This window comes from Nocardia seriolae NBRC 15557 (assembly GCF_007990715.1).
GTDB lineage: Bacteria > Actinomycetota > Actinomycetes > Mycobacteriales > Mycobacteriaceae > Nocardia > Nocardia seriolae.
Window position 1 is genome coordinate 1 of sequence record NZ_BJWY01000018.1, and the last position, 23381, is coordinate 23381.

General features: G+C 68.2%; 17 protein-coding genes. 6 read left to right on the forward strand and 11 right to left on the reverse strand.

Annotated features, from left to right (window positions below; genetic code table 11):
• Positions 1-54 precede the first annotated feature (54 nt).
• The gene (locus NS2_RS08395; protein WP_033086827.1) at positions 55-1299 is read right to left on the reverse strand and encodes a KasA/KasB family beta-ketoacyl-ACP synthase; all 1245 of its coding nucleotides are present in this window, start codon (positions 1297-1299) and stop codon (positions 55-57) included.
• Positions 1300-1601: 302 nt separating this feature from the next.
• Here NS2_RS08395 and NS2_RS08400 point away from each other — a divergent pair, with 302 nt between their 5' ends.
• Positions 1602-2597 carry an acyl-ACP desaturase gene (locus NS2_RS08400; protein ID WP_033086801.1) on the forward strand — a complete coding sequence of 332 codons (996 nt, stop codon included), beginning with the start codon at positions 1602-1604 and terminating at the stop codon, positions 2595-2597.
• A gap of 60 nt (positions 2598-2657) precedes the next feature.
• On the opposite strand, the gene NS2_RS08405 is transcribed toward NS2_RS08400, so the two are convergent.
• Genes NS2_RS08405 through NS2_RS08415 form a run of 3 tightly spaced genes read right to left on the reverse strand, consistent with a single transcriptional unit; the run spans position 2658 to position 5777 of the window.
• Positions 2658-3491, reverse strand: a complete 834-nt coding sequence (locus tag NS2_RS08405; protein WP_033086800.1) for a DUF72 domain-containing protein — start codon at positions 3489-3491, stop codon at positions 2658-2660.
• Between the two features lie 10 nt (positions 3492-3501).
• Positions 3502-5016: a glycerol kinase GlpK gene (glpK, locus tag NS2_RS08410; protein ID WP_147207123.1), complete on the reverse strand. Its 1515-nt coding sequence runs from the start codon at positions 5014-5016 to the stop codon at positions 3502-3504.
• Positions 5013-5777, reverse strand: coding sequence for an IclR family transcriptional regulator (locus NS2_RS08415; RefSeq protein ID WP_033086798.1), 765 nt, complete (start codon positions 5775-5777; stop codon positions 5013-5015). Before NS2_RS08415 ends, glpK (NS2_RS08410) begins: the two co-directional genes overlap by 4 nt.
• 170 nt (positions 5778-5947) lie before the next feature.
• Here NS2_RS08415 and glpK (NS2_RS08420) point away from each other — a divergent pair, with 170 nt between their 5' ends.
• From glpK (NS2_RS08420) to NS2_RS08430, 3 genes are all read left to right on the forward strand, one after another.
• Positions 5948-7486 (forward strand): glycerol kinase GlpK, encoded by a 1539-nt coding sequence (glpK, locus tag NS2_RS08420; RefSeq protein WP_033086797.1) that lies wholly within the window; start codon positions 5948-5950, stop codon positions 7484-7486.
• 42 nt (positions 7487-7528) lie between these two features.
• The gene (glpD, locus tag NS2_RS08425; RefSeq protein WP_033086796.1) at positions 7529-9205 is read left to right on the forward strand and encodes a glycerol-3-phosphate dehydrogenase; all 1677 of its coding nucleotides are present in this window, start codon (positions 7529-7531) and stop codon (positions 9203-9205) included.
• Between the two features lie 210 nt (positions 9206-9415).
• Positions 9416-10267, forward strand: a complete 852-nt coding sequence (locus NS2_RS08430; RefSeq protein ID WP_033086795.1) for an MIP/aquaporin family protein — start codon at positions 9416-9418, stop codon at positions 10265-10267.
• Positions 10268-10312: 45 nt separating this feature from the next.
• On the opposite strand, the gene NS2_RS08435 is transcribed toward NS2_RS08430, so the two are convergent.
• From NS2_RS08435 to NS2_RS08445, 3 genes are all read right to left on the reverse strand, one after another.
• The gene (locus NS2_RS08435; protein WP_081985765.1) at positions 10313-10816 is read right to left on the reverse strand and encodes a PaaI family thioesterase; all 504 of its coding nucleotides are present in this window, start codon (positions 10814-10816) and stop codon (positions 10313-10315) included.
• 289 nt (positions 10817-11105) lie between these two features.
• Complete coding sequence (locus tag NS2_RS08440) at positions 11106-13694, reverse strand: ATP-dependent Clp protease ATP-binding subunit (RefSeq protein ID WP_081985766.1); 2589 nt, start codon at positions 13692-13694, stop codon at positions 11106-11108.
• 492 nt (positions 13695-14186) lie between these two features.
• Positions 14187-14414: a hypothetical protein gene (locus NS2_RS08445; protein ID WP_143161201.1), complete on the reverse strand. Its 228-nt coding sequence runs from the start codon at positions 14412-14414 to the stop codon at positions 14187-14189.
• Positions 14415-14679: 265 nt separating this feature from the next.
• Between NS2_RS08445 and NS2_RS08450 the strand changes: the two genes are divergently transcribed.
• Positions 14680-18609, forward strand: a complete 3930-nt coding sequence (locus NS2_RS08450) for an ATP-binding protein (protein WP_033086794.1) — start codon at positions 14680-14682, stop codon at positions 18607-18609.
• Between the two features lie 134 nt (positions 18610-18743).
• Here the strand turns inward: NS2_RS08450 and NS2_RS08455 are convergent, their stop codons facing one another.
• From NS2_RS08455 to NS2_RS08470, 4 genes are all read right to left on the reverse strand, one after another.
• Positions 18744-19085 (reverse strand): histone-like nucleoid-structuring protein Lsr2, encoded by a 342-nt coding sequence (locus NS2_RS08455; protein WP_033086824.1) that lies wholly within the window; start codon positions 19083-19085, stop codon positions 18744-18746.
• A gap of 135 nt (positions 19086-19220) precedes the next feature.
• Positions 19221-19568: an Rv3235 family protein gene (locus tag NS2_RS08460; RefSeq protein WP_147207124.1), complete on the reverse strand. Its 348-nt coding sequence runs from the start codon at positions 19566-19568 to the stop codon at positions 19221-19223.
• Between the two features lie 294 nt (positions 19569-19862).
• Positions 19863-20558 carry a hypothetical protein gene (locus tag NS2_RS08465; protein ID WP_261772267.1) on the reverse strand — a complete coding sequence of 232 codons (696 nt, stop codon included), beginning with the start codon at positions 20556-20558 and terminating at the stop codon, positions 19863-19865.
• A gap of 206 nt (positions 20559-20764) precedes the next feature.
• Positions 20765-22255: a flavin-containing monooxygenase gene (locus NS2_RS08470; RefSeq protein WP_033086793.1), complete on the reverse strand. Its 1491-nt coding sequence runs from the start codon at positions 22253-22255 to the stop codon at positions 20765-20767.
• Here NS2_RS08470 and NS2_RS08475 point away from each other — a divergent pair.
• Positions 22254-23336 carry an AraC family transcriptional regulator gene (locus NS2_RS08475; protein ID WP_228102707.1) on the forward strand — a complete coding sequence of 361 codons (1083 nt, stop codon included), beginning with the start codon at positions 22254-22256 and terminating at the stop codon, positions 23334-23336. The genes NS2_RS08470 and NS2_RS08475 overlap by 2 nt on opposite strands.
• Positions 23337-23381 lie beyond the last annotated feature (45 nt).

Here is a 23381-nt window from a genome sequence, read left to right on the forward strand (position 1 = left end):
GGACACTAGCAGGTGCCGGTTTGCCGCGTCACTCGGTCCGGTTCGGTCGCGGTATCAGTAGCGACCGAAAGCAATGGCCACGTTGTGCCCGCCGAAGCCGAAGGAGTCGTTCAGTGCGTAGTCGTAGCTCCCCTGCCGGGCCTGGCCTTTGACCACGTCCAGGTCGATCTCGGGGTCCTGATTCTCCAGATTCAGTGTGGGAGGGATGATTCCGTCCCGCACGCTGAGCACGGTGATGACCGACTCCAGCGCACCGACAGCGCCGATCGAATGCCCGAGAGCGGACTTCGGCGCGTACACCGCGGCATGGTTGCCGACGGCTTGCTTGATGGCGTTCGCCTCCGAGGTATCACCGATCGGGGTGCCGGTGGCGTGCGCATTGATATGGGAGACATCGGATTTCGAAAGCCCGGCGTACTCCATGGCGCGACTCATGGCGCGCGCCGCGCCCGTACCCTCCGGATCGGGGGCGACCAGATGAAAACCATCGGAGGTGATGCCCGCGCCCATGATGCGAGCGTGGATGGTGGCGCCGCGCGCCTTGGCGTGCTCCTCCGTCTCGATGATCATGAGCGCGCCCGCCTCGCCGAAAACGAAGCCATCGCGGTCCGAGTCGAAGGGCCGCGACGCGCCCTTGGGGTCGTGGTTGCGGGTGCTCATGGCACGCATCATGGAGAACCCGGCAATGGGCAGCGCCTGGATGGAGCCCTCCACACCCCCCGTGACGACCATGTCGGCATCGCCCATGACGACCATCCGCCACGCATTGGCAATGGCCTCCGCACCGGATGAACAGGCCGAAACAGGCGTGGACACACCGGCCCTCGCGCGCAGCTCCACCCCGACGCAGGCGGCTGCGCCATTGGGCATGACGGCCTGCACGGTGCTCGGGACCACCTTGCGGTAGCCGCCGTTGACCAGCTTGTCGCGCGCGGACATGAGCATTTCCGCACCGCCCAGGCCGGTCCCGATGGAGACGGCCAGGCGGTCGTGGTCCACGTCCGGGGATCCGGCATTGGCCCAGACCTCGCGGCCCAGCACCACCGCCATCTGTTCGACGTAGGACCAGCGCCGGCCCTCCGCCTTGGTGAGCTGGCCGGTCGGCGACACCTTGAGGTGGCCGCCGATGCGGACCGGGAGGCCGAAATCGTCGAGGAAGCTGTCTTCCAGGACATCGATCCCGCTCTCCCCGTTGAGTAGTCCCTTCCACGTCGAGTCGACGTCTCCCGCGATGGAGGTGGTCGCCGCGAGCGCGGTGACAACGACGTCGGGGAACTTCCTGCGGTTGGGCGTCTGCATGTTCACTCTCCGTAGCAATGCTTCGGCGAACGAGGATTCGATTCGCGTGGGCTGTCAAGGACTGGGTTGCAGCTAGCTAGCGGGCCCTGCCGGGAACGCATCGGCGGGGTATGAAGCCAATCATCGGCGAACTGGGCTAGATTATCCGAGGCGGAGCCGACCAGTCTCATTAAGCGACACGCGGGCATCCCTTTTCAATCCCCGGGTCCACTTCGCCGCGGCGGCGCACGCCGATCCCCAGCATTCTGTTCTCCACCATCATTCTCGCAGCGTCGAGCCATTTCGAGGGAGGGCACACGATCGTGGCCAGGAGTCTCACGCAGTTGGAGCTGCTCATGGAGCTGGAGCCGATTGCCGAGCAGAATGTGCACCGCCATCTATCGATGGCCAAGGACTGGCACCCGCACGACTACGTGCCTTGGGATCTCGGTCGCAACTTTGCAGCTATGGACGGCGTCGACTGGGATCCGGAACAGTCCAAGCTCAGCGAAGTCGCCAAGGCGGCCATGATCACCAATCTTCTCACCGAGGACAATCTACCCAGCTACCACCGGGAAATCGCCGAGAACTTCTCCCAGGACGGCGCGTGGGGCACCTGGGTGGGCCGCTGGACGGCCGAGGAGAACCGGCACGGCATCGTGATTCGCGACTACCTGGTGGTGACCCGCGGCGTGGATCCGGTCGCGCTGGAGCGGGACCGCATGATTCACATGACCAACGGCTACAGCCCGGCGCGGCTGATCAAGCAGTACAGCGATCGAGAGGTCCGCGCCGATGCCGGATTCATGCATTCGGTCGCTTATGTCACGTTCCAGGAATGGGCAACTCGCGTTTCACACCGAAATACCGGCAAAGTATGCAATGACCCCATAGCGGACCGAATGCTGCAGCGCATCGCCGCCGACGAGAACCTGCACATGATCTTCTACCGCAATATCTGCGGTGCGGCCCTGGACGTCTCGCCCGACCAGGCCATCGACGCCATTGCCAATATCGTCATGGCCTTCCAGATGCCCGGCATGGGCATGCCCAACTTCCGCCGCAATGGCGTCCTCATGGCCAAGCACGGCATCTACGACCTCCGCCAGCACTTGGAGGAGGTCCTGCTGCCCAACCTCAAGAAGTGGAACATCTTCGACCGCACCGACTTCGGCACGTTCGGCGACCGCCGCCGCAACGAACTCGGCGAGTTCCTCGACCAGCTCCGCAAGGACGTGGTCCGATTCGAGGAACAACGCGACCGCGCCCTGGCCCGCGAGGCCCAGCGCGCCGAACAGGCACCGGCCCTCATCGGCTGAATCGCCGAGTGGCACAGGGCGGCGAGCAATTCCGACAAATCCCCCTGTGCCACTCCACGATCAGAACAGCGTCATGGGATCGGTCGGGAGCGGGTCCGGGAGCGGATCGAGTTCGGGAAGGCGGGCTCGGACCTCGGCGTGGAAGCGGCGGGCCAGGGTGCGGGAGGCGGCGTTGTCGGGGGTGTGGATGAAGATCGTCGGGGAGCGGCCTTCCCGGAGCCAGGCGACGGTGGTTTCCACCCAGGGTTGCCAGCCTTCGACGGTGGCGCGCAGGTCGTCTCGGCCGTGGTAGCGGACTATCGGGAATTCGGTGAGGGCCCGGGTGCGGCGGGGGTTGTTCGGTTTCTTGGCTCGGGCCTCGTATTCGGCGGGGCTGGTGGCGGGGCCGGTGAACAGGACGGCGGTGTCGAAGGGGATCCATTCCGCGCCGGCGGATTCCAGCAGCGATTCGAGTTGGTCGGTGGCCCTGGGGTTTTCGAAGAAGACGGGGTGGCGGACCTCGACGGCGCAGCGGTAGTGGGCGGGCAGGCCGTCGAGGAGGTGCGCCAGGGCGGGGAGGGCGGTGAAGGAGGCGGGGAGCTGGACCCACAGGGCGTGCAGGCGGCGGCCGAGGGGTTCGATGGCGTCGAGGAAGGCGGCCATCTCGTCGTCGATGCCGGTGAGGCGGCGCTCGTGGGTGATGGCGCGGGGCAGCTTCATCACGAAGCGGAAGTCGGGATCGGTTTGGCGGGCCCAGGATTGGACGGTGCGGCGCTGCGGGACGGCGTAGAAGGTGGTGTTGCCCTCCACCGCGTTGCACCAGGAGGCGTAGGTGCGCAGGCGTTCGGCCGGGGGTAGCGGCTTCTCCTGCCAATCCGGGTGTTGCCACATTGCGCAACCGACGTAGAGCCGCATACCTGCAACGTTAGGGCACGGACTTCCTGGGCCGTAACCAGCCGAAGGTGAGCTCCACGGCCCGCTTCCAATTGTCGTATTCCTCTACCCGCAGCGCCGGATCCATGCGCGGCAGCCACTGCGCGGCGACGCGCCAATTGTGGCGCAGGCCCTCGAGATCCGGCCAATAACCGACCGCCAGGCCCGCCGCGTAGGCCGCGCCGAGCGACACCGTCTCGGCCACGATGGGACGCATGACCGGTATGTCGAGGACATCGGCGATGATCTGCATGAGCAGGTTGTCGGAGGTCATGCCGCCCGCCACCCGCAGCGCCCCGGCGCGCAGCCCGGAGTCGGCGTCCATGGCCTCCACCACGTCCCGGGTCTGCCAGGCGGTCGCCTCCAGCACGGCACGGGCGATGTGGCCCTTGGTGACATACGACGTGAGCCCGATCAGCAACCCGCGCGCATCACTGCGCCAGTGCGGTGCGTAGAGGCCGGAGAAGGCGGGCACCAGATAGCAGCCGCCATTGTCCTGCACTGTGCCCGCGAGGGTTTCGATCTCGGGCGCGCTCGCGATCAGCCCGATATTGTCGCGCAGCCACTGCACCAGCGACCCGGTCACCGCGATCGGACCCTCGAGGGCGTACACCGGCTCCGGACCGATCTGGTATCCGATGGTGGTCAGCAGCCCGTGCTTGGACCGCACCCGTTCCCGCCCGGTGTTCATGAGCAGGAATCCGCCTGTGCCGTAAGTGCATTCGGTCTCACCCGGGGCGAAGCAGGTCTGCCCGAACAGCGCCGCGTGCTGATCCCCCAGCGCCGCCGCGATCCGCACGCCCGGCAGCACCCGCCGCGCGGTCCCGAACTCACCGGTCGAGGGCTGGATGCGTGGCAGCATCGCCTTGGGAATGTCGAAGAACCGCAACAGTTCATCGTCCCACTCCAGCGTGGACAGGTTCATCAGCAGCGTGCGACCCGCGTTCGTCACGTCGGTGACGTGCACGCCGTGGTCCGCGCCGCCGGTGAGATTCCAGATGAGCCAGGTCTCCATGGTCCCGAACAGCACCTCGCCGCGTTCGGCGCGCTCGCGCAGTCCCGGCGTCCGATCCAGCAGCCAGCGCAGCCGCGGGGCGGCGAAGTAGGTGGCCAGCGGCAGGCCGCACAGCTCCCGAATCCGTTGCGCCCCCGGCGATTCCCGCATCCGTTCGACGAGTTCCTCGGTGCGCACGTCCTGCCACACGATGGCGCGCCCGATGGGCGTTCCGGTATTGCGGTCCCACACCACCGTGGTCTCGCGCTGGTTCGCGATCCCCAGCGCCGCCACCTGGTCCAGGGTGATGCCCGAATCCCGCAGTGCCGCAGGCACGATGCGCTCCACATTGCGCCAGATCTCGAGCGCGTCCTGTTCCATCCAGCCCGGCCGCGGGTAGTGCTGCTTGTGCTCGCGCTGCGCCACCCCGGTCAGCCGGGCCCGCTGGTCGAAGAGGATGGCGCGGGTGGAGGTGGTGCCCTGATCGATGGCGAGCACATACCGTTGCGTCATTGTGAACCTCCGAGATCCCGCGATACGGCGGCGGCAGCGTCGCGCACCTGGGCGATCGGCGCGGGCCGGAAACGCAATTGCCCGTCGCAGAGCCGATCCACCGGCCCGGTGATGCCGATGGCGCCCACCACCAAACCACCGCGCGAGCGAATCGGCGCGGCGACACTCGCCTCGCCGGAACGGTATTCGCCGATATCGCCCGCCCACCCGCTGCGCCGCACCTCGGAGATGGTGCGCCGCAGCAGAACCGGATCGGTAATGGTGCGGTGGGTGAGCGCGGGCAGCCCGCCCGCACCGACGGCGTCGGCCAGCTCGCCGTCGTAGGCCAGCAGCACCTTGCCCAGAGCCGTTGCGTGCGGCGGCAATTCCTCCCCGACCGCGAGTTCCTGTTCGGTGTTGTCGGGCCGGAAGACGTGGTGGATCACCGCCACTCCCCCGTCCACCGGCGCGGCGATCCGCACCGATTCCCCGCTGCGCGCGGCCAGCGCGTCGGCCCGATTGATGGCCCGCGAACGCAACTCGTTGGCATCCAGGTGCCCGGCCCCGAGATCCTGGAGCGCCGGACTCAACTGGTACTTGCCGCTGGCCGCGTCCTGGTCCACGAACCCCACGCCCTGCAGCGTCCGCAGGATCCCGTGCGCGGTCGGCTTGGCCAGTCCCAGCGCCGCGGCGATCTCCCCGACCCCCATGCGCCCGGACCCGCGCGCCAGCAGCCGCAGAATGGCCGCGGCACGCTCGATCGACTGGATCGGTCCCGGCATGCTCGTAACCTATCAGCAAACCGTTCGGCATTGTCGAACGCGTCGCCTGTCCCGGAGCCATTTCACTTCGTAGCGTGGACGTCGGGCCCGGTCTCGACCGGCCAGCGCCCGCCGCCTCCCCGGGGACCCGGGCAAACGGACTCAATGCCGAGTTTCCGGAAAGGACCGCGATGACGCAGTACGTCGGAGCCATCGATCAAGGCACGACCTCCACGCGATTCATGGTGTTCGACCACGGCGGCAATGTAGTTGCCCGCCATCAGCTCGAGCACGAACAGATTCTTCCCCAGGCCGGTTGGGTCGAACACAATCCGGCGGAGATCTGGGAGCGCGCCCGCACCGTCATCAAGAGCGCCCTGGCCGGGGCCCGCCTCACCGCCGCCGATCTGGTCGCGGTCGGCGTCACCAATCAGCGTGAGACCACCATCGTGTGGGACCGCCGCACCGGAGTCCCCTACTACAACGCCATCGTCTGGCAGGACACACGCACCGATCGCATCGTCGCCGACATCGAGAAGGCGGGCAACGGCGAGCTGATTCGCGAGCGGGCCGGACTGCCGCCCGCACCGTACTTCTCCGGCGGCAAGCTCAAGTGGATCCTCGACAATGTCCCCGGCGTGCGGGAGGACGCGGAGAACGGCGACGCCCTCTTCGGCACCCCCGACACCTGGCTGATCTGGAACCTCACCGGCGGCGTCCACGGCGGCGTGCACATCACCGACCCCACCAATGCCTCGCGCACCATGCTCATGAACCTCGAAACCCTGGACTGGGACGACGAATTGCTCGCCGTGTTCGGGGTGCCGCGGGCCATGCTGCCGCGCATCGCGCCGTCCTCGAATCCGGAGGGCTTCGGCACCACCAACCCGGACGGACCCTTCAAGAGCGCGGTGAAGATCGCGGGCGTGCTGGGCGACCAGCAGGCCGCCACCGTCGGCCAGGTCTGCTTCCGCCCCGGCGAGGCCAAGAACACCTACGGCACCGGCAACTTCCTGATGCTCAATACCGGCACCGAGATCGTGCACTCCAAGCACGGCCTGCTGACCACGGTCGCCTACCAGTTCGGCGACGAGAAGCCGGTGTACGCGCTGGAGGGCTCCATCGCCGTCACCGGGTCGGCCGTGCAGTGGCTGCGCGACCAGCTCGGCATCATCTCGGGCGCGGAAAGGGTTGAGGCCCTTGCTCTTCAGGTGACCGACAATGGCGGCGTCTACTTCGTGCCCGCCTTCTCCGGCCTGTTCGCGCCGTACTGGCGCGCGGACGCCCGCGGCGTCATCGTGGGCCTGTCGCGCTTCAGCAACAACGCCCACATCGCCAGGGCCACCCTGGAATCCATCTGCTACCAGACCCGCGACGTGGTCGAGGCCATGCAGCAGGACTCCGGCGTCAAGCTCGACACCCTGCGCGTGGACGGCGGCGTCACCGCCAATGAACTGGCCATGCAGATCCAGGCCGACTTCCTCGGCGTGCCGGTCTCGCGCCCGGTGGTTGCCGAGACCACCGCACTCGGCGCGGCCTACGCCGCGGGTCTGGCGGTCGGATTCTGGCGTAACACAGACGAACTCGTCGCCAACTGGCGCGAGGACAAGAACTGGCAGCCCGCCTGGACCGAGGATGCGCGGCAGAAGGGCTACGCGCGCTGGCTCAAGGCCGTCTCGCGCACCCTCGACTGGGTCGGCCTCGACGATGACGACGACCAAAAGCGCTGACCGGCAACAGACTTCGATTCACCGATAACAAGGAGTAATTTCGTGTCCGCACAACTGGATCCCGCCTACCGCGCCCGGGCGATTGATTCGCTCGGCGACACCGAAATCGACGTTCTCGTGATCGGTGGTGGAGTGACCGGAGCGGGCGCCGCCCTCGACGCCGCCGCGCGCGGTCTGTCCGTCACCCTGGTCGAGGCGCGCGACTTCGCCGCCGGCACTTCCAGCCGGTCCTCCAAGCTCATCCACGGCGGCCTGCGCTACCTGGAGCAGTACGACTTCGCCCTGGTCCGTGAGGCTTTGAAGGAGCGCGGGCTGCTGCTCAACAAGCTGGCCCCGCACCTGGTGCACCCCGTCTCGTTCCTGTTCCCGCTGCAGAAGCACTACGAGCGCTTCTACATCGGCGCGGGCATAGCCCTCTACGACACCATGGGCGGCGCGCGCTCGGTGCCCATGCACCGGCACCTGAGCCGTTCGGGCGCACTGGAATTGGCCCCGGCGCTCAAGGAAGACGCCATGACCGGTGCCATCCGCTACTACGACGCGCAGGTCGACGACGCCCGCCACACCATGATGATCGCCCGCACCGCCGCCCAGCACGGCGCGACCGTGCTGACCCGCACCAAGGTCACCGCGCTGCTGCGCGACGGCGAACGCGTGGTCGGTGCGAAGGTGCTGGATCTGGAAACCGGTCTGGAGCACAGCATCCGGGCCAAGACCGTGATCTCGGCGACCGGCGTGTGGACCGACGACATGATCAAGATGACGGGCGTGGACTTCCCGTTCCACGTGCGCATGTCCAAGGGCGTGCACATCATGGTGCCGCGCGAGAAGCTGGACATGGGCACCGGCATCGCGATGAAGACCGAGAAGTCGGTGCTGTTCGTGATTCCGTGGGCCGAGCACTGGATCATCGGCACCACCGACACCGACTGGTCGCTGGACAAGAACCATCCGACCGCCACCGCCGGGGACGTGCAGTACATCCTCGACCACGTCAATTCGCTGCTGCGCGAACCGCTCACCCGCGCCGACATCGTCGGCACCTACGCGGGCCTGCGGCCGCTCATGACCGGCGCGTCCAAGGAGACCTCCAAGCTCTCGCGGGAGCACGCGGTCGCAGAGCCCGCTCCCGGCCTGTTCGTCATCGCGGGCGGCAAGTACACCACCTACCGGGTGATGGCCGCCGACGTGGTGGACGCCGCCGCCGAGCGCCTGGGCAGCGATGTCGCGCCGTCGGTCACCGCCAACCTGCCCGTCCTGGGCGCGGTCGGCTACCAGGACATGCTGGACGCCATCGCCGATGTGGCCGCGCGGGCCGAGCTGCCGGTCGAGACCGTGGAGCACCTGCTGGGCCGCTACGGCTCGCTGGCCAAGGACATCTTCGCCCTCATCGCCGCGGTTCCCGAACTGCGGCAGCCGATTCCGGGCGCGGAGGACTACATCGGGGCCGAGGCCGTCTACGCCGCCACCCACGAGGGCGCGCTGCACCTGGACGACCTGCTCACCCGCCGCACCCGCATCTCCATCGAGGTGTCCGACCGCGGCCTGAAGGCGGCCCCGGAGATCGCCCGCCTGATCGCGCCGCACCTGGGCTGGACCGAGGAGCGCACCAACACCGAGATCAACCGGTACTTCGACCGCGTGCACGCCGAGCTGGCCGCGAACGAGGAGAAGGACGACGAGGCCGCGAACGCGGCGCGTCTGGTCGCCACCGCCTGATTTCGAATATCGAGCTGTAGCGCCGCACGGGGCGATCTCCGCGCGGCGCTACAGCCGTCTCTCGTGATCCGAATCGCACTGTGCCGGAAGGATTTTCGGAACTTGTGCTCGACGTCCGGTTACCTCTAGCGTGTGTCTAAAGGTTTGCTGAGCGAAAGACCGTAGAGTCTGGTTCAGAGTGGCATCGGACGCCGATCGGAAGGCGAATCAATGGGCTTCAGCTCTATCTTTGTCAGTGAGGCACTGGGTACCGGAGTTCTGATACTGCTGGGTGCCGGTGTGGTTGCCAATGTGGTGCTGGCGAAGTCGAAAGGTTTCGACGGCGGCTGGCTGCTGATCACCTTCGGTTGGGGCCTCGGCGTTTTCGGCGGCGTGTACGTCGCCTACAAGACCGGCGGTCACCTCAATCCGGCGGTCACCATCGGCAATCTCTTCTCCGGCGCAAAGGAATACGCGCCGGGCATCGAAGTGAATTTCACCAATACCGTTGCCTACCTGTCGGGTCAGCTGGTCGGCGCGTTCCTCGGCGCGTGCGCCACCTACGTGGTCTACAAGAAGCATTTCGACGAGGACCCCGACGAGGGCAAGAAGCTCGGCGTGTTCTCCACCGGCCCCGCCATCCGCTCCTACACCTGGAACTTCCTCACCGAGGTCATCGCCACCTTCGTGCTGGTCTTCGTGATCCTGGCCTTCGGCAAGACCCCCAGCGGCCTGGGCCCGCTGGCGGCGGCCCTGCTGGTGGTGGGCATCGGCGCGTCCCTGGGCGGCCCGACCGGCTACGCCATCAACCCGGCCCGCGACCTCGGCCCCCGCATCGCCTACGCCCTGCTGCCCACCCGCCGGGCGGCGAACGTGGTGCCGGAACGCATTCCGGCCGCGGTGGGCGCGGGCGGCAGTCGTTCCTTCGAGCAGGATGCTGCCCGGCGGGTCATCGAGGAGAACCCGGGCGACCCGATCTCCTCCACCGAGAAGAACGCCGACTGGTCCTACGCCTGGGTCCCGGTGCTGGGCCCGCTCGTCGGCGGCGCGCTCGCGGGCCTGGTGGCCCAGTGGTACTTCTGACCCGTTAGCTCCCAGGGCCGGTCACCTGCGCGTCCACCTGGTCGGTCAGACTCCGATGCTGGACATGTCGCCGGGGGTCGCGCCGAGGCTCAGGAAGTGCTCGGTGTCGACGGCGACGAAAATCGCTCGGCCGGTGGCGATCACGGTGTCGCCGTCGGTCAGGGTGGTGTCGATGAAGAGTTTGCGGCCCTCGCGGGCGGCGAGCACCGCGGTGACCACGTAGTCACGGTGCAGGCGGGCGGGGGTGCGAAAGGTGACGTCGAGTTTCACCGTGACGGCGGGCTGGCGCAGCGGGACCAGGATCGCGCCGCAGGCGTCGTCCAGGGCCGCGGCCACAATGCCGCCGTGCGCCACACCGGGCGCGCCCTGATGCCGCTCGTCCATGGTGAAGGTGCCGCGCACGGTGTCGCCGTAGCGCCCGAAGACGATGTGCGGTGAGGCCGGATTCGCGGGGCCGCAGCCGAAGCAGCCGGGGTGGTGCGGCGGGAAGAGCCCGTCGGCGACCTGGTCGCCCAGGGATAGCGGCGCGGCGTCGCGGTCATGGTCCATACCCAAGAAGTTAACCCATATTCAAAAGTGTCACGCAGTCGGCCGACACCGGGGCCGCCCGAGACGCCGCCTGCACTACTACTGGATCACCGTGCTGGCCTTGGACACTCCCTCCCTCGGCCTGCCCGGCAGCACCCTGCCCGCCCTGGCGGCCTTCACCATCAACCGCCACACCATCGGGTACGCGCGCATGACGGTGACGGCGCAGCAGTCGTAATTCGAATATCGAACCGAAAACAGAGCGCCGCGCCGGAGTGATCCCGGCGCGGCGCTTTCGTGGATTCGGCCGTCAGCTCTTGCCCGTGGCGGCCTTGCCGCCGGACTTGGCCGTGCCGTTCTTGCCGTGGCCATTCCCGTTGGCCGACTTGGACTTTCCGCCCTTGCCGACCGTGAGGATGGATTCCTCGACCACCTTGTCGTCGGTGCCCTTGGGCCCGGTGTGGTGGATGGCCTCGATTTGCAGGCCGTTGTCGTCGGCGTCGATGCGGACGGTGTCGCCGGGGGCCAGCGCGCCCTCGAGGAGCTTCTTCGACAGCGCGTTGTCGAGTTGCTTCTGGACCGTGCGGCGCAGCGGTCGCGCGCCGAACTCGGGCTGATAACCGTTGTCCGCCAGCCAATCCATGGCCTTGTCGGAGACGTCGAGGGCGATGTCCTGGGCGTGCAGGCGGCGACGGGTGCCGTCGAGGACCAGGTTCACGATATTGCGGAGCTGGGACTTGTCGAGGCGGTGGAAGATGATCTGCTCGTCGAGCCGGTTGAGGAATTCGGGGCGGAACTGCTTGCGCAGGCGCTCCTCCAGCTGCGGCGTGATCGAGTCCAGGTCACCGTCTTTCGCCGCCAGGATGAGGTCGGAGCCGATATTGCTGGTGAGAATGACGATGGTGTTCTTGAAATCGACGGTGCGGCCCTTGGAGTCGGTGACGCGGCCGTCGTCGAGCAGTTGCAGCAGGACATTGAACACGTCCGGATGCGCCTTCTCGACCTCGTCGAACAGGATCACCGAATACGGCTGGCGGCGCACCTTGTCGGTGAGCTGGGCGGCGTCGTCGTAGCCCACGTATCCGGGCGGCGCGCCGACCAGCCGCGACACCGTGTGCTTCTCCTGGAACTCGCTCATATCGAAGCGGATGAGCCGGTCCTCGTCACCGAACACGGCCTCCGCCAGCGCCTTCGCGAGCTCGGTCTTGCCGACGCCGGTGGGACCGAGGAACAGGAACGAGCCGATGGGCCGGTTGGGATCCTTGAGCCCGGCGCGGGCGCGGCGCACCGCCTCGGCGACCGCGATGATGGCCTCCTCCTGGCCGACCACCCGCTTGTGCAGATCCTGTTCCAGCTTCAGCAGTTTCGCGCGGTCCTCGGTGGTGAGGTCGGCGACCGGGATGCCGGTCTGACGCGACACCACCTCGGCGATATCGGTGATCTCGACGGTCGGAATCGAGGTGCGGTCCACCTCGTCGGCGGTCTTCTGCTCGGTCCTGGCGATCTCGGCCTTGATCTTGTTGGCCTTCTCGTAGTCCTCGGCGGCGACCGCGGCGTCCTTCTCCCGATTCAGGTGCGCCAGCTTGTCTTCCAGCTCCCGCACCTTCGGGTCCGGCGTGCGCTCGCGCAGCCGCACCCGCGCGCCCGCCTGGTCCACCAGGTCGATGGCCTTGTCCGGCATGAACCGGTCGGTTATGTAGCGGTCGGACAGCTCGGCGGCCGCGACCAGCGCCTCGTCCAGATACCGCACCTGGTGGTGCTCCTCGTACACATCCGAGAGTCCGCGCAGGATCTCGATGGTGTCGCTCACCGATGGCTCGGACACCATGACCGGCTGGAAGCGCCGCTCCAGCGCGGCGTCCTTCTCGATGTACTTGCGGTACTCGTCGATGGTGGTCGCGCCGATGGCGTGCAGCTCACCGCGGGCCAGCGCGGGCTTGAGCATATTGCCCGCGTCCATCGACCCCTCGCCACCACCGCCCGCGCCCACGATGGTGTGCAACTCGTCGATGAAGACCACCAATTCGTCGGAGTGCGCGCGCACTTCGTCGAGCACCTTGGTCAGCCGCTCCTCGAACTCGCCGCGGTACTTGCTGCCCGCCACCATGGAACTCACGTCCAGGGCGATGACGCGGCGGTCCGCGAGCGTCTCGGGCACATCGCCATTGACGATGCGCTGGGCCAGGCTTTCCACGATGGCGGTCTTGCCGACGCCCGGGTCGCCGATGAGGACCGGGTTGTTCTTGCGCCGCCGCGAGAGGATCTCGACGGTCTGCTCGATCTCCTCGGCCCGGCCTACCACCGGGTCCACCTTGCCCGCACGCGCCTCGGCGGTGAGGTCGCGGCCGTATTCGTCCAGGGTCGGGGTCTCCGACGGTTCCTTGGCGGCGGTGGGCGCGGGCATCTTCGTGCCCGACAGCGCCTGGGCGGCCGGGCTTTCGGGCAGGCCCGCGATGCCCAGCAGAATGTGTTCCGGGCCGATGTAGCTGCTGCCCGCCCCGGCGGCGCTGCGCTGCGAATTGCGCAGCGCCAGCTTGGCCGCCGGGCTCAGGACCAGCGCGTGCCCGCCGCCGTGCGCGCCGACGCCGCTGCCCGCGGCGGCCCGCATCTGCTTGCGCAATTGTTCTGGATCCCGGCCGATTTCGGCGATGATGCTCTTGGAGGGCTCGATGCCGGCGGCCGCGTAGAGCAGATGTTCGGGGGTGATCTCGGTGCTGCCCCAGTCGTGTGCGGCCTTGCGGGCGTCCTCGACGACCTGTTTGGCGCTCTCGCTCAGCAAACGACGCAGGTCGATCCGCTGCACCGGTGGCTGGCGGGACATTCCGGATCCGAAGAATCGGTTGAAGATGTCGTCGAACGAGTCGAAGGAACCCCTCGAACTGGGCCAACCCTGGGTCATGATCACCTCACGGGCTCGGGTGACACGTCGGCGCGACTCTTCTTGACAACGAGCCAGCCGACGCATCAGCTAACGGATGGCGAATTCCTGGTTCACCGTAGTAGTCTCGGCTCGGACGGCATATGGCCGTAACGACTCTGTTTTGGATCCGGTGGGCCCTTGCCCAGTCGTCGGAGTTCGCACCGATCACCTGAAATCGTTGAGCCTGGACGAGGTTCGCACCGATATCGCCGGACACGGCGTGCTGGGGGCACCATTCGCTGCTCGATGGAGAGCGATATGGGCGAGGCGCAAGCCCGGCTGCGCACGCTGACCGTCAATACCGCGCAGGCCTACAACTGTTCGGCCGCGGTCGAATTCCTGCAGGATGTGCCCGCGGTGCACAACCAGCAGGCGTGGATGGAGGCGGCGCTGCCCACTTTCCGACGCGTGGCCGGAGCCGATCGGGTGGGCCTACGACCATCTCAGCGGTGCGCTCGTACCGAAATAGCCTCAGCGGCGGGCACTGACGGGCATGAAGGGCGCGTAGTCGCGGACGTGGCCGTCGGTCCAGTCCCACAGGGACATGGGATCGACGGCCACCCCGCGCTGCAGCATCAGCCGCCAGCCGTCCTCGCGCTTCTCCCAGATGTCGCCGTCGCGGTCCACGTACATGCCAGTACGCTCGGGCTCGATGCCGGTCTCACCCAATCCCCTGGGGAAATCCAATCGCTTCGCCACACCAACCATCCCCTTATCTCAGGTTCCTTCCAAACAGAAGTATCCTCCCCGCCTCTTGTGGTTCACTTCCAATCGGGTTGTGTGACACATTCCCACTGTTAGCATTCGCAACGGACTTCCTTACCACACGGCCTCCTTCGTGAACGTGGCACGCCGTAACCATCTGACAACTATTGGGCTACCTTTTGGCATCTCCGAGTTTTTGAGGGATAGTGCTCTTCTTGCGGCGAACGTCCAGTTCGCTTCCCGTCGCAGGAGGACACCGATGGCAGGCGCGGAGCTGAGAGTGCTCGGCCCGCTGCACCTGTCGGTCGACGGCCGCGACACCGCGCTCGGCACCCCCATGCAACGGGCCGTGCTGGGCCGGCTCATCGTGGCACACGGCCAGGTCGTCAGCACCGAGCGGATGATCTACGACCTGTGGGCGGGGCACGCGCCACCCAAGGCCGCGGCGGTGCTGCAGGTGCACATCCACAGTCTGCGGCGGCTGTTCGAACCCGAGCGTCCGCGGCGCGCGCCCTCCAGCTTCATCGTGTCGGAATCATCCGGATATGCCCTGAAGATCCCCGAGAACGCCGTGGACGCATGGCATTTCGAACAGCAACTCCGGACCTATCAGGAACTGGTCAGCAATCCGGATATCCACACCGATCCCGCCGAACGCAACGCCCTGCTCGAAACCGCGCTCGCGCTCTGGCACGGCCCGGCCCTGGAAGCCTTCGCCGAGGCCGACTGGGCGGTCGCCGAGGCCGACCGCCTCACCGACCTCTATCTCACCGCGGTCGAACTCAACGCCCGCACCGAACTCGAACTCGGCCGCTCCGGCGAGGTCGTACGCGAACTCCGCCAACTCTTCGAAGATCACCCCGGCCGCGAAGAAATAGTCCGCCTCCTGGCCCTGGCCCAATACCAATTGGGCCAGCAATTGGAGGCCCTCACCACCATCCGCCGCTCGCGCGACTACCTGGGCCACCAATACGGCGTCGACCCCGCCCCCGCGCTGCGCCGCCTGGAACAGGCCATCCTCAATCACTCCGCCACCCTCACCTCGGCAACCGCCCTCGATCCGGCGCTCCCGGCCCCGGCTCCCGGCGCGCCCGTGCATGACACGACCGCGTGGCCACCGGATGCGGCCTCGGGCCCGGAGGCGAATCCGGCCGGAGTGCTCGGCGCCGACGCAGTCATCGGCGGTACTTCGGCGCTGAATCCCGCTTCTCGCGAATCACGCTGTGCCACGGGCTATATAGACGAGTTGTCCGAGCTGCTGAGCACCGCGGAGGCCGCCCGCGCCGGGCACCTGCGGCTCGCCTGGGTCGCCGGTGAGGCCGGGATGGGCAAGACCGTGCTCGCCGAGGCCGCCCTGTCGGCCCTGTCCACCGCGGGCTGGACGGTGGCGACCGGAACATGCCCGGAAATAGCCGGCGCACCCACGGCATGGGCCTGGTCGGAACTGCTCGCCGCGCTCGACGCGGCCGACGCGGGGCTGCCGCGCCCCTCGAAACACGCCGCGCCACCGGCCCTCCCGCGATACCCCGCCGCGAGCGCACCGGGCCCGGAAGCGGAAAAAGCTCCGCGCTCGCCGGGAGCCACACCACCCGGCCCGAACATCGCGAGTATCGGTGGTCCGGGCATCTCCGGCACCGCACCGCCGATCGCCGCGGGCGGCCGCCTTCCCATTGCTCCGAACGCCGAGTTCGCGAATGCGCTGGGCACCGGCCGGGCCGGATCCCCACTCGCGGGGATGAGCGGGGGCGGGTTGCCCGCGGCTGACGCGGGGGGTGCGTTCGGGCTGGCGCGGGTGATCGCCGAGGCCTGCCGGCGGGTGGCAGCGGGCGCGCCGGTGGCGCTGGTGCTCGAGGATGCGCAGCGGGCCGATCCGGCGACGCTGCAGGTGCTGCGGCAGGTGGCGAGCTGGCTGCGGGACGAACCGGTATTCGTCCTGATCACGCTGCGGCGGTCGGAAAGTACTGCGGGAATGCATAATACGGTGGCGGCGCTGGCGCAGTACCAGGGGGCCTGGGTCGAGATCAATGGCCTCGATGTGGCGGGAACCCGGCAGGTCGCGGCCGCCGCGGGGGTCGAGCAGATCGACGATGAGACACTCGCTCAGCTGCACCGCAGGACCGGCGGAAATCCACTGTTCGTGCGAGAGATGGCGAAACTGCTTGCCACCCAAGGCAGTCTCGATGACGTGCCGGATTCGATCCGGGAGCTGATCGAGGATCGTGTCGGGCAGCTGCCCGAGGGCGTCACCGAGGTGCTGCGGCATCTGGCCGTCTGGGGCGAGAGCGTGGACCTCGCCATTCTGGCCGCGGCGACCGGACTGGCCGAGGACACGGTGATCGATCTGGTGACGGCGGCCGAGGCGGCCGGGCTGGTGGGATCCGGGAGCGGCGGGAGCATCCGGTTCGAACACGGACTCATCCGGGACGCGCTGTACTTGAGCATTCCGCCACTGCGGCGCGGCCGGATGCACTGGGCGGCACTGGAATTGCTGGAGGCGGCGGCCGAGACGTTCCCGGCGGTGGCACGGGATCCGGATGTGCTGGCGCGGCACGCGATCGCCGGGGCGACGGCCGAGACCGCCGCACGGGCCATCGAATACGTGGAGCGGGCGGCCGAACGACGCAGCCGGAGCGGAATGCGCAGTGCCAGCGTGCGATTGCTGCGGTCGGCGGTGGATCTGCACCGGCTGGCGCGCCACGACGCCGACCACGCCCCGGCGGCGGACCGTATCGCCTTGCTGCGCACCCGATGCGCCCTGGTGACCGCCCTGGCCTACGACAATCGCCACCGGGAGGCCCGCGACGAACGCGATCGGGCCCTCACCCTGGCCGAGCAACTCGGCGACCCGGATCTGGTGGTGCGTGCCCTGACCTGCTGGCGCGCCCCGGTGATCTGGGCAATCCGCAACTGGCGCGAGCCCGATCAGCACATGCGCCGAGCCCTGTCCGCGGCCCTGGCGCGCCACGGCGTGCAGCCCGCCCTGCTGGCCCTCCTCGACACGGCATACGGTCCCGCCGCCACTGAATCGGCCGGCACCGACGGGCTATCGGCCGGGGACGAGACCGAATTCGTTCAGACCCGGTTCGAATTCGGCCGCGCCGAGACCGAGACCGCTCGGGCCGGGGCCCGGTCCGAGCGCGCCACCGCAGACCGGTACCGCACGGCAGGTCCCTACCGTGCGGAAGTCATTGCAGGGCAGGTCGATTCGTCGGATGCGGCGGACGGGGATCTGGTTCTGCTGCTGGTGGCGGCGACGTTCGAGACCGGGCTGGTGGAGTATTCGGCGGGGCATCAGCTGGCGGCGCGGGCGCTGGAGATCGCACGGCGGACAGGGGATCCGGAATTGCTGTGCACGGCGATCAATGCGGTGACGTATCTGGCTTTCGAGTACGACGACGAGTTCTCGGGGCTGGTGACCGAGTTGGAGGCGGTGGCCACGGCGGCGGGGCTGGCCGAGTATCGAGCGCTCGCACATTATCTGGGTTACCGGGCCGCGGTGGCGCAAGCCGACCTGCGGGAGGCGGGGCGGCGGGTGGCGGCCGCGTTGGAGTTCGCCGACGAGGGCCAATTGCGGCCGCTGCTGGATATGGTCGGCTGTTTCGCGGCGACCATGGAGCTGTTGCGCGGCGACATCGACCTGGCCGAGCGGCTGTATCAGCGGTTCATCGTCCGGGCGCGGGAATCCGGGGTGGCCAATCACTCCGAGGCGGAGTTGTTCTGCACGCTCGCGGTCGGCTGGGCGCGCGGAGAACTGGGCGAGCTGCACGATCGCCTGGCGGACGCGTATGCGGCATTGCCCGCGGCGGCCGCATCGGCGTACACGCTCGCGCTGCTCCGGACGGGACAGCGCGAGCGGGCGCGCGCGGTGTACGAGAATTCGGATCCGATTGCGGCGGGGTTCTATCCGGTGCTCCTGTCGGCACTGCGGGCCGTTGCGGCCATCGAACTCGGCGACATTGCAGCAATTCAGCGGCTGTACGAATACCTGGCACCCTACGGCGGCACCCTCATCGGACTCGAGTCCGGTATGACGGAGTTCGGTCCGATGGACACCATCCTGGCCGCACTGGCCGCCGCCCGCGGTGACGCCGACGCGGCCGCTGCGCATCGCGACCGCGCCGAACGCCTGCTGGAAAGGATTCGCGCCGAACCGCCGGAGTGCGGGCGCGTGCTCTCGGGCGCCGCCTGAGCCAATCCGGCCGCAGCGGAATCCGGGCGACTCCACCGGAATCCGGATCCGTGACATTGGTCGGATATGTCGGGAGCCGATGACCCGGAGGTCATCGGCTCCCGCCCGAATTTCCAGCCCGCGATTAGTGCTGGTTAATTCTTGGCGCGCTGGTAAGCGTCGACGATCTCGGCCGGGATACGGCCGCGCGAGGAAACCTGGTGGCCCTGCGCCCGCGCCCATTCGCGGATCGCGGTGCTCTCTTCGCGGTCCACGGCCGGACGAGTGCGGCCGCCGGCGGCCACCTTGCGCTTCGAACGCCCCACCTTGCGGGCCTTCTCCGTCCACGTCTCGAGGGACTCCCGCAGCTTGCCGGCGTTCTTGTTCGACAGGTCGATCTCGTAGTCGTTACCGTCGATCGAGAAAAAGACGGTTTCGTCGGCCTTCGATTCGCCGTCGTAGTCGTCAACCAGAGTTACGGTGACTTTCTTCGCCATGGACTGCCCTTCCACGTGTGAGGTGCCGCTATTCGCCGAAATGCTAATGCCGCGGGATGCAGGATTCAAACCAGGCGCGAATCGAATTAGGCGCGACCAGACTATTCTGCTATTACCGCAGAGACCGGACAGTCTTCAGCACACCCGGAATGCGGCCAACCGCCACCCGGAACGACCGCGGACAATGCGAGCGGCCAGCGCGAAATGCCGCGGGCCGCGGTCGTATCCCGCGCAAACTTCGGCCCGCCCCGGCTCGGACATGATCACATCCACCCTGGTGAGCGTCGCGCTCCCGAGCTCGCGCCCGGGCAGCCGGCCGGCACCGGCCAGGGTGCGCACCGCGGCCACCACCGCGGGCTCGGCGAACGGGCTCAACTGGCCCGGCGGACGGCGGCCGTCCAGCACCTCCAGCGCCGAACGCAGCGCCCTCCCGGCGCATTGCCTTGCCGCAGTGTTGTATTCATCACTGTCCCGAGTTTTCACAGCGTGCGAAGATCGCAATACCCGGCGCAGACCCACCGAACCCGCGCTCCGCGAAACCGATTTACGATCCACCCGATTCCGGCAGGCGACCGGACGCGGGTCCAGTTCCGACCCCGCCGCCCGGGGCCGCGGTGGGCACGGCTCGACCGGCGGCTCGAACGGTGTTACGGGCAGCAGGAATCCACCCTCCGACGCCACGACCACTCCCCTCGACTCCGGTGCTCGAATGCCGCGACAGCATGGCACGCGGGCCTCGCCGGGCGCAGCCGGACACAAACTCCGCGCCCCTGCCGACTACCGTAGTAGCGCGAGGCGGCCCAGCAGGTCGGTAGGGAGGTAGAGCAGGGGGCTGGTGGTCCAGATCTGGCCGGACAGCGGATCATACTGATCCGGCATGGCGACGCCCTCCGGCGCGAAGGCCCGGAATCCATGCCCGGCAGTGGTTTTCGTGGCCCGCCACTGGTGATCCTTGAACGCCACCACCGCCGCCGCGTCGGTCGCGACCGACGGACCGCGCAATGCGGCGACCTGAGCGGCCACGCCATCGGTGGACAGATAGACCAGGGTGCCGTCGGCGGCGCGCTCCGGATCGATGGAGACGACATCGGCAATCCCGTACCGCGCCTTCAACACCTCGGCGATTTCGGTCTGCGCGTACACGGGAATGCCCCGATTCCCGCGCGCGGCCACCACGGCGGCCGCCAGCGCCTCGTTCACCGGCCCCGGCTCACCGACCGTCCGCGCCGGATCCACCCCCGCCGGAATCCGATTCCCGAAGCTGTACGCCACGATCAGCGTGGCCGACTCGGCGGGCGCGCTGGGCACGGTCCAAAGATCCAGCGGTGCTTCCGGGCTCGCGACCGGGACACTCGACTCGGCCGGGTCAGCCGCCGCGGAGCCGAGTCCAGAGATCGCACCCAGCGCCGCGACGCAGACTGCCGCCGCTCCCGCCCGCATCGACAGCATCGGGCGATTTGTCCGCTTCGGCATCATGCCCGCCAGCCTAGCCAGCCCTCCGAGTACCGATCACGCCGGTCGTTGGCACCCCGCCGCATCGACCGGTCACCCGGCGCAGCCCCCATCCGGCAGCCCGGGCGGAGGTCCCGCAACCACCGGGACGTCCAATCCGCCGTGGCTGTCGGCCGAGCGCACTCTGTCGGAGCAGCGGGCTCGGATCAGGGGCGAACGGCGCTGTCTCACACCCGCTGGAGGCTCTTGGCGGCCCCGACCGGGCGCAGGGTTTTGCCGAGGTCGGTGCGCAGGGTGGTGGCGGAGTCGAGGAGGTAGTTCTGGCGGACCTGCCAGGGGTGGCGGTCGCCCTGGCGGGGGAAGTCGGCGATCGAGCGCTGGATGTAGCCGGAGGCGAGGTCCAACAGGGGACGTTCTTGGAGGGCGCGCTGAGGCTCGGGGACGACGGCGGTGTAGCCGTTGCGGTCCATATAGCCGAGGATCTTGCAGACCAGGCGGGAGGTGAGGTCGGCGCGCAGGGTCCAGGAGGCGTTGGTGTAGCCGATGCACACGGCGAAGTTGGGGACGCCGGTGAGCATGGTGCCCTGCCAGACGAATTGGTCGGAGAGGTTGACCGGGGCCCCGTCGACGATGAGGTCGATGCCGCCGAAGGCGAGCAGTTGCAGGCCGGTGGCGGTGACCACAATGTCGGCCTCGATCAGCTTGCCCGACTTCAGGCGGATGCCTTCGGGGACAAAGGTTTCGATGTGATCGGTGACCACCTCGGCCTGGCCCTTGCGCATGGCCTTGAAGAAGTCGGCGTTGGGGACCGCGCACAGGCGCTGGTCCCACGGGTTGTAGTCCGGGGTGAAGTGCTCGGCGACCAGGCTCTCGTCCTTCAGGATTCGCGTGGTGAGCCCGGTGAGCAGCTTGCGCGCGGCCTCTGGGCGACGCCGGCAGTACTGGTAGAAGCCGATATTGAACAGGATGTTCTTGGTGCGGATGACCCGGTGGGCCAGATTCGGCGGCAGCAGTTCGCGAATCCGGTCGGCGATCTTGTCGCGGCCGGGGACCGCGGAGATCCAGGTGGGACTGCGCTGCAGCATGGTCACCAGTTCGGCCTGCTCGGCCATGGCCGGGACCAGGGTGACCGCGGTCGCGCCGCTGCCGATGACCACCATGCGCTTGCCCGCGTAATCCAGGTCCTCGGGCCAGAATTGGGGGTGCACGACGGCCCCGGCGAAGTCGGCGATGCCCGGGAATTCCGGCGAGTGCCCCTGGTCGTAGTTGTAGTAGCCCGAGCAGGAGTAGAGGAAGCCGCAGGTCAGCGTGCTGGTCTCGACGCCGTCGGCGGTGGTGTGCTCCAGCGTCAGGGTCCACCGCGATTGGGAGCTGTCCCATTGCGCACCAATGACTTTGGTCCCGTACCGGATGTGCCGGTCGATGCCGTTCTCGGTGGCCGTCTCCCGGATGTAGCGCAGGATCGACGGCCCGTCGGCAATGGACTGCGCGTCGCGCCAGGGCTTGAACGGGTAGCCGAGGGTGAACATGTCGCTGTCGGAGCGGATGCCCGGATACCGGAACAGGTCCCAGGGGCCGCCGAGCGCCGCGCGGGCCTCGAGGATGGCGTAGCTGCGGCCGGGCTGCTCGGTCTGCAGGCGATACGCCGCGCCGATGCCGGAGAGCCCGGCTCCGACGATGACGACGTCGAGGTGTTCGGCGAGGGTGCTGGCGCTCATGACTTCCAGTCTGTTGTGCCCGCCACCGGGTTTCTTGACTCTGGGCGACAAGTATTTGATTCTGTACGACATGTCGGTGATCAGGTCCGCCGGACTGCGGGGCTTCCGCGCCACCGTGGCCGAACTCGGCGGCGATGCCGAGGAACTCGTCGCGCTCTGCGGACTGCCGGTGGCCGCCCTGGACACCGACGATCTGCTGGTCCCCGACCAGGCCGTCGGCGCGGTGCTGGAACTCGCCGCGCACCGGCTGAACTGCCCGGATCTGGGCCTGCGCATGGCCTCCCGCCAGGACCTGGACATGCTCGGCCCGCTGGCGCTGGCCATCCGCAATGCGACCACCCTGGCCGGGGTCCTCGAATTCACCTCGCGCTACCTGTTCGTGCACGCCCGCTCGCTCAGCCTCACCATGGAACCCGACCCCTACGGCGACCGCGGCGTGATCGCCCTGCGCTACGGCGTCACCACGCCCGGCCTGCCGACCCCGGCGCAGGGCACCGATCTCGGATTGGCTTTCGTGCACAGGACGATTCAGCGCCTGGTCGAGGACCGCTACGGCCTGCGCTCGGTGGAACTCCCCTACCGGCCCGCCGCCCCGGTCCAGGCGTACGAGGAATTCTTCGGCGCGCCAGTGCGAATCGAGCGCCCGGCCGCCCTGCTGCGGGTACCGAGCGGCCTGGCCAACCGACGGCTCTCGGGCGGTGACGAGAACCTGCACCGGCTGGCCATGGCCTTTCTGGCGGAGCAGTCCGGCGGCGCGGCCTCGGCCATCACCCCGCGGGTGCGGACCACGCTCCAGAAGCTGCTGGGTACCGCCGCCCCCGAAATCGACGCTGTCGCACGGCTGCTCACCATCCACCCGCGCACCCTGCAGCGCCGCCTGGCCGCCGAGGGCACCACCTTCGCGGCCATCCTGGACGAGGTGCGCCGCACCGAGGCCCGCCGCTACCTGACCACCACCGACATGCCGATGAGCCAGGTGGCCTCGCTCATCGGGCTGGCCGAGCAGTCGGTCTTCACCCGCTGCTGTCAACGCTGGTGGGGCGCTACGCCAACCGCGGTGCGGCGCGGCAAAGCAGGCTGAACCTGGAGCGTTTCACAGGGTGCATCGCGAGTTCCGATGGGCCCA

Bases quoted from the DNA above. Each gene is read 5' to 3' on its own strand.
- NS2_RS08440 (WP_081985766.1), bottom strand. From the start codon at position 13,694: ATGACCCAGGGTTGGCCCAGTTCGAGGGGTTCCTTCGACTCGTTCGAC.
- NS2_RS08415 (WP_033086798.1), bottom strand. From the start codon at position 5,777: ATGCCGGGACCGATCCAGTCGATCGAGCGTGCCGCGGCCATTCTGCGG.
- NS2_RS08395 (WP_033086827.1), bottom strand. From the start codon at position 1,299: ATGCAGACGCCCAACCGCAGGAAGTTCCCCGACGTCGTTGTCACCGCG.
- NS2_RS08465 (WP_261772267.1), bottom strand. From the start codon at position 20,558: ATGCCGAAGCGGACAAATCGCCCGATGCTGTCGATGCGGGCGGGAGCG.
- NS2_RS08405 (WP_033086800.1), bottom strand. From the start codon at position 3,491: ATGCGGCTCTACGTCGGTTGCGCAATGTGGCAACACCCGGATTGGCAG.
- glpK (WP_147207123.1), bottom strand. From the start codon at position 5,016: ATGACGCAACGGTATGTGCTCGCCATCGATCAGGGCACCACCTCCACC.
- NS2_RS08475 (WP_228102707.1), top strand. From the start codon at position 22,254: ATGACTTCCAGTCTGTTGTGCCCGCCACCGGGTTTCTTGACTCTGGGC.
- NS2_RS08430 (WP_033086795.1), top strand. From the start codon at position 9,416: ATGGGCTTCAGCTCTATCTTTGTCAGTGAGGCACTGGGTACCGGAGTT.
- NS2_RS08435 (WP_081985765.1), bottom strand. From the start codon at position 10,816: ATGGACCATGACCGCGACGCCGCGCCGCTATCCCTGGGCGACCAGGTC.
- glpK (WP_033086797.1), top strand. From the start codon at position 5,948: ATGACGCAGTACGTCGGAGCCATCGATCAAGGCACGACCTCCACGCGA.
- NS2_RS08455 (WP_033086824.1), bottom strand. From the start codon at position 19,085: ATGGCGAAGAAAGTCACCGTAACTCTGGTTGACGACTACGACGGCGAA.
- NS2_RS08450 (WP_033086794.1), top strand. From the start codon at position 14,680: ATGGCAGGCGCGGAGCTGAGAGTGCTCGGCCCGCTGCACCTGTCGGTC.
- NS2_RS08470 (WP_033086793.1), bottom strand. From the start codon at position 22,255: ATGAGCGCCAGCACCCTCGCCGAACACCTCGACGTCGTCATCGTCGGA.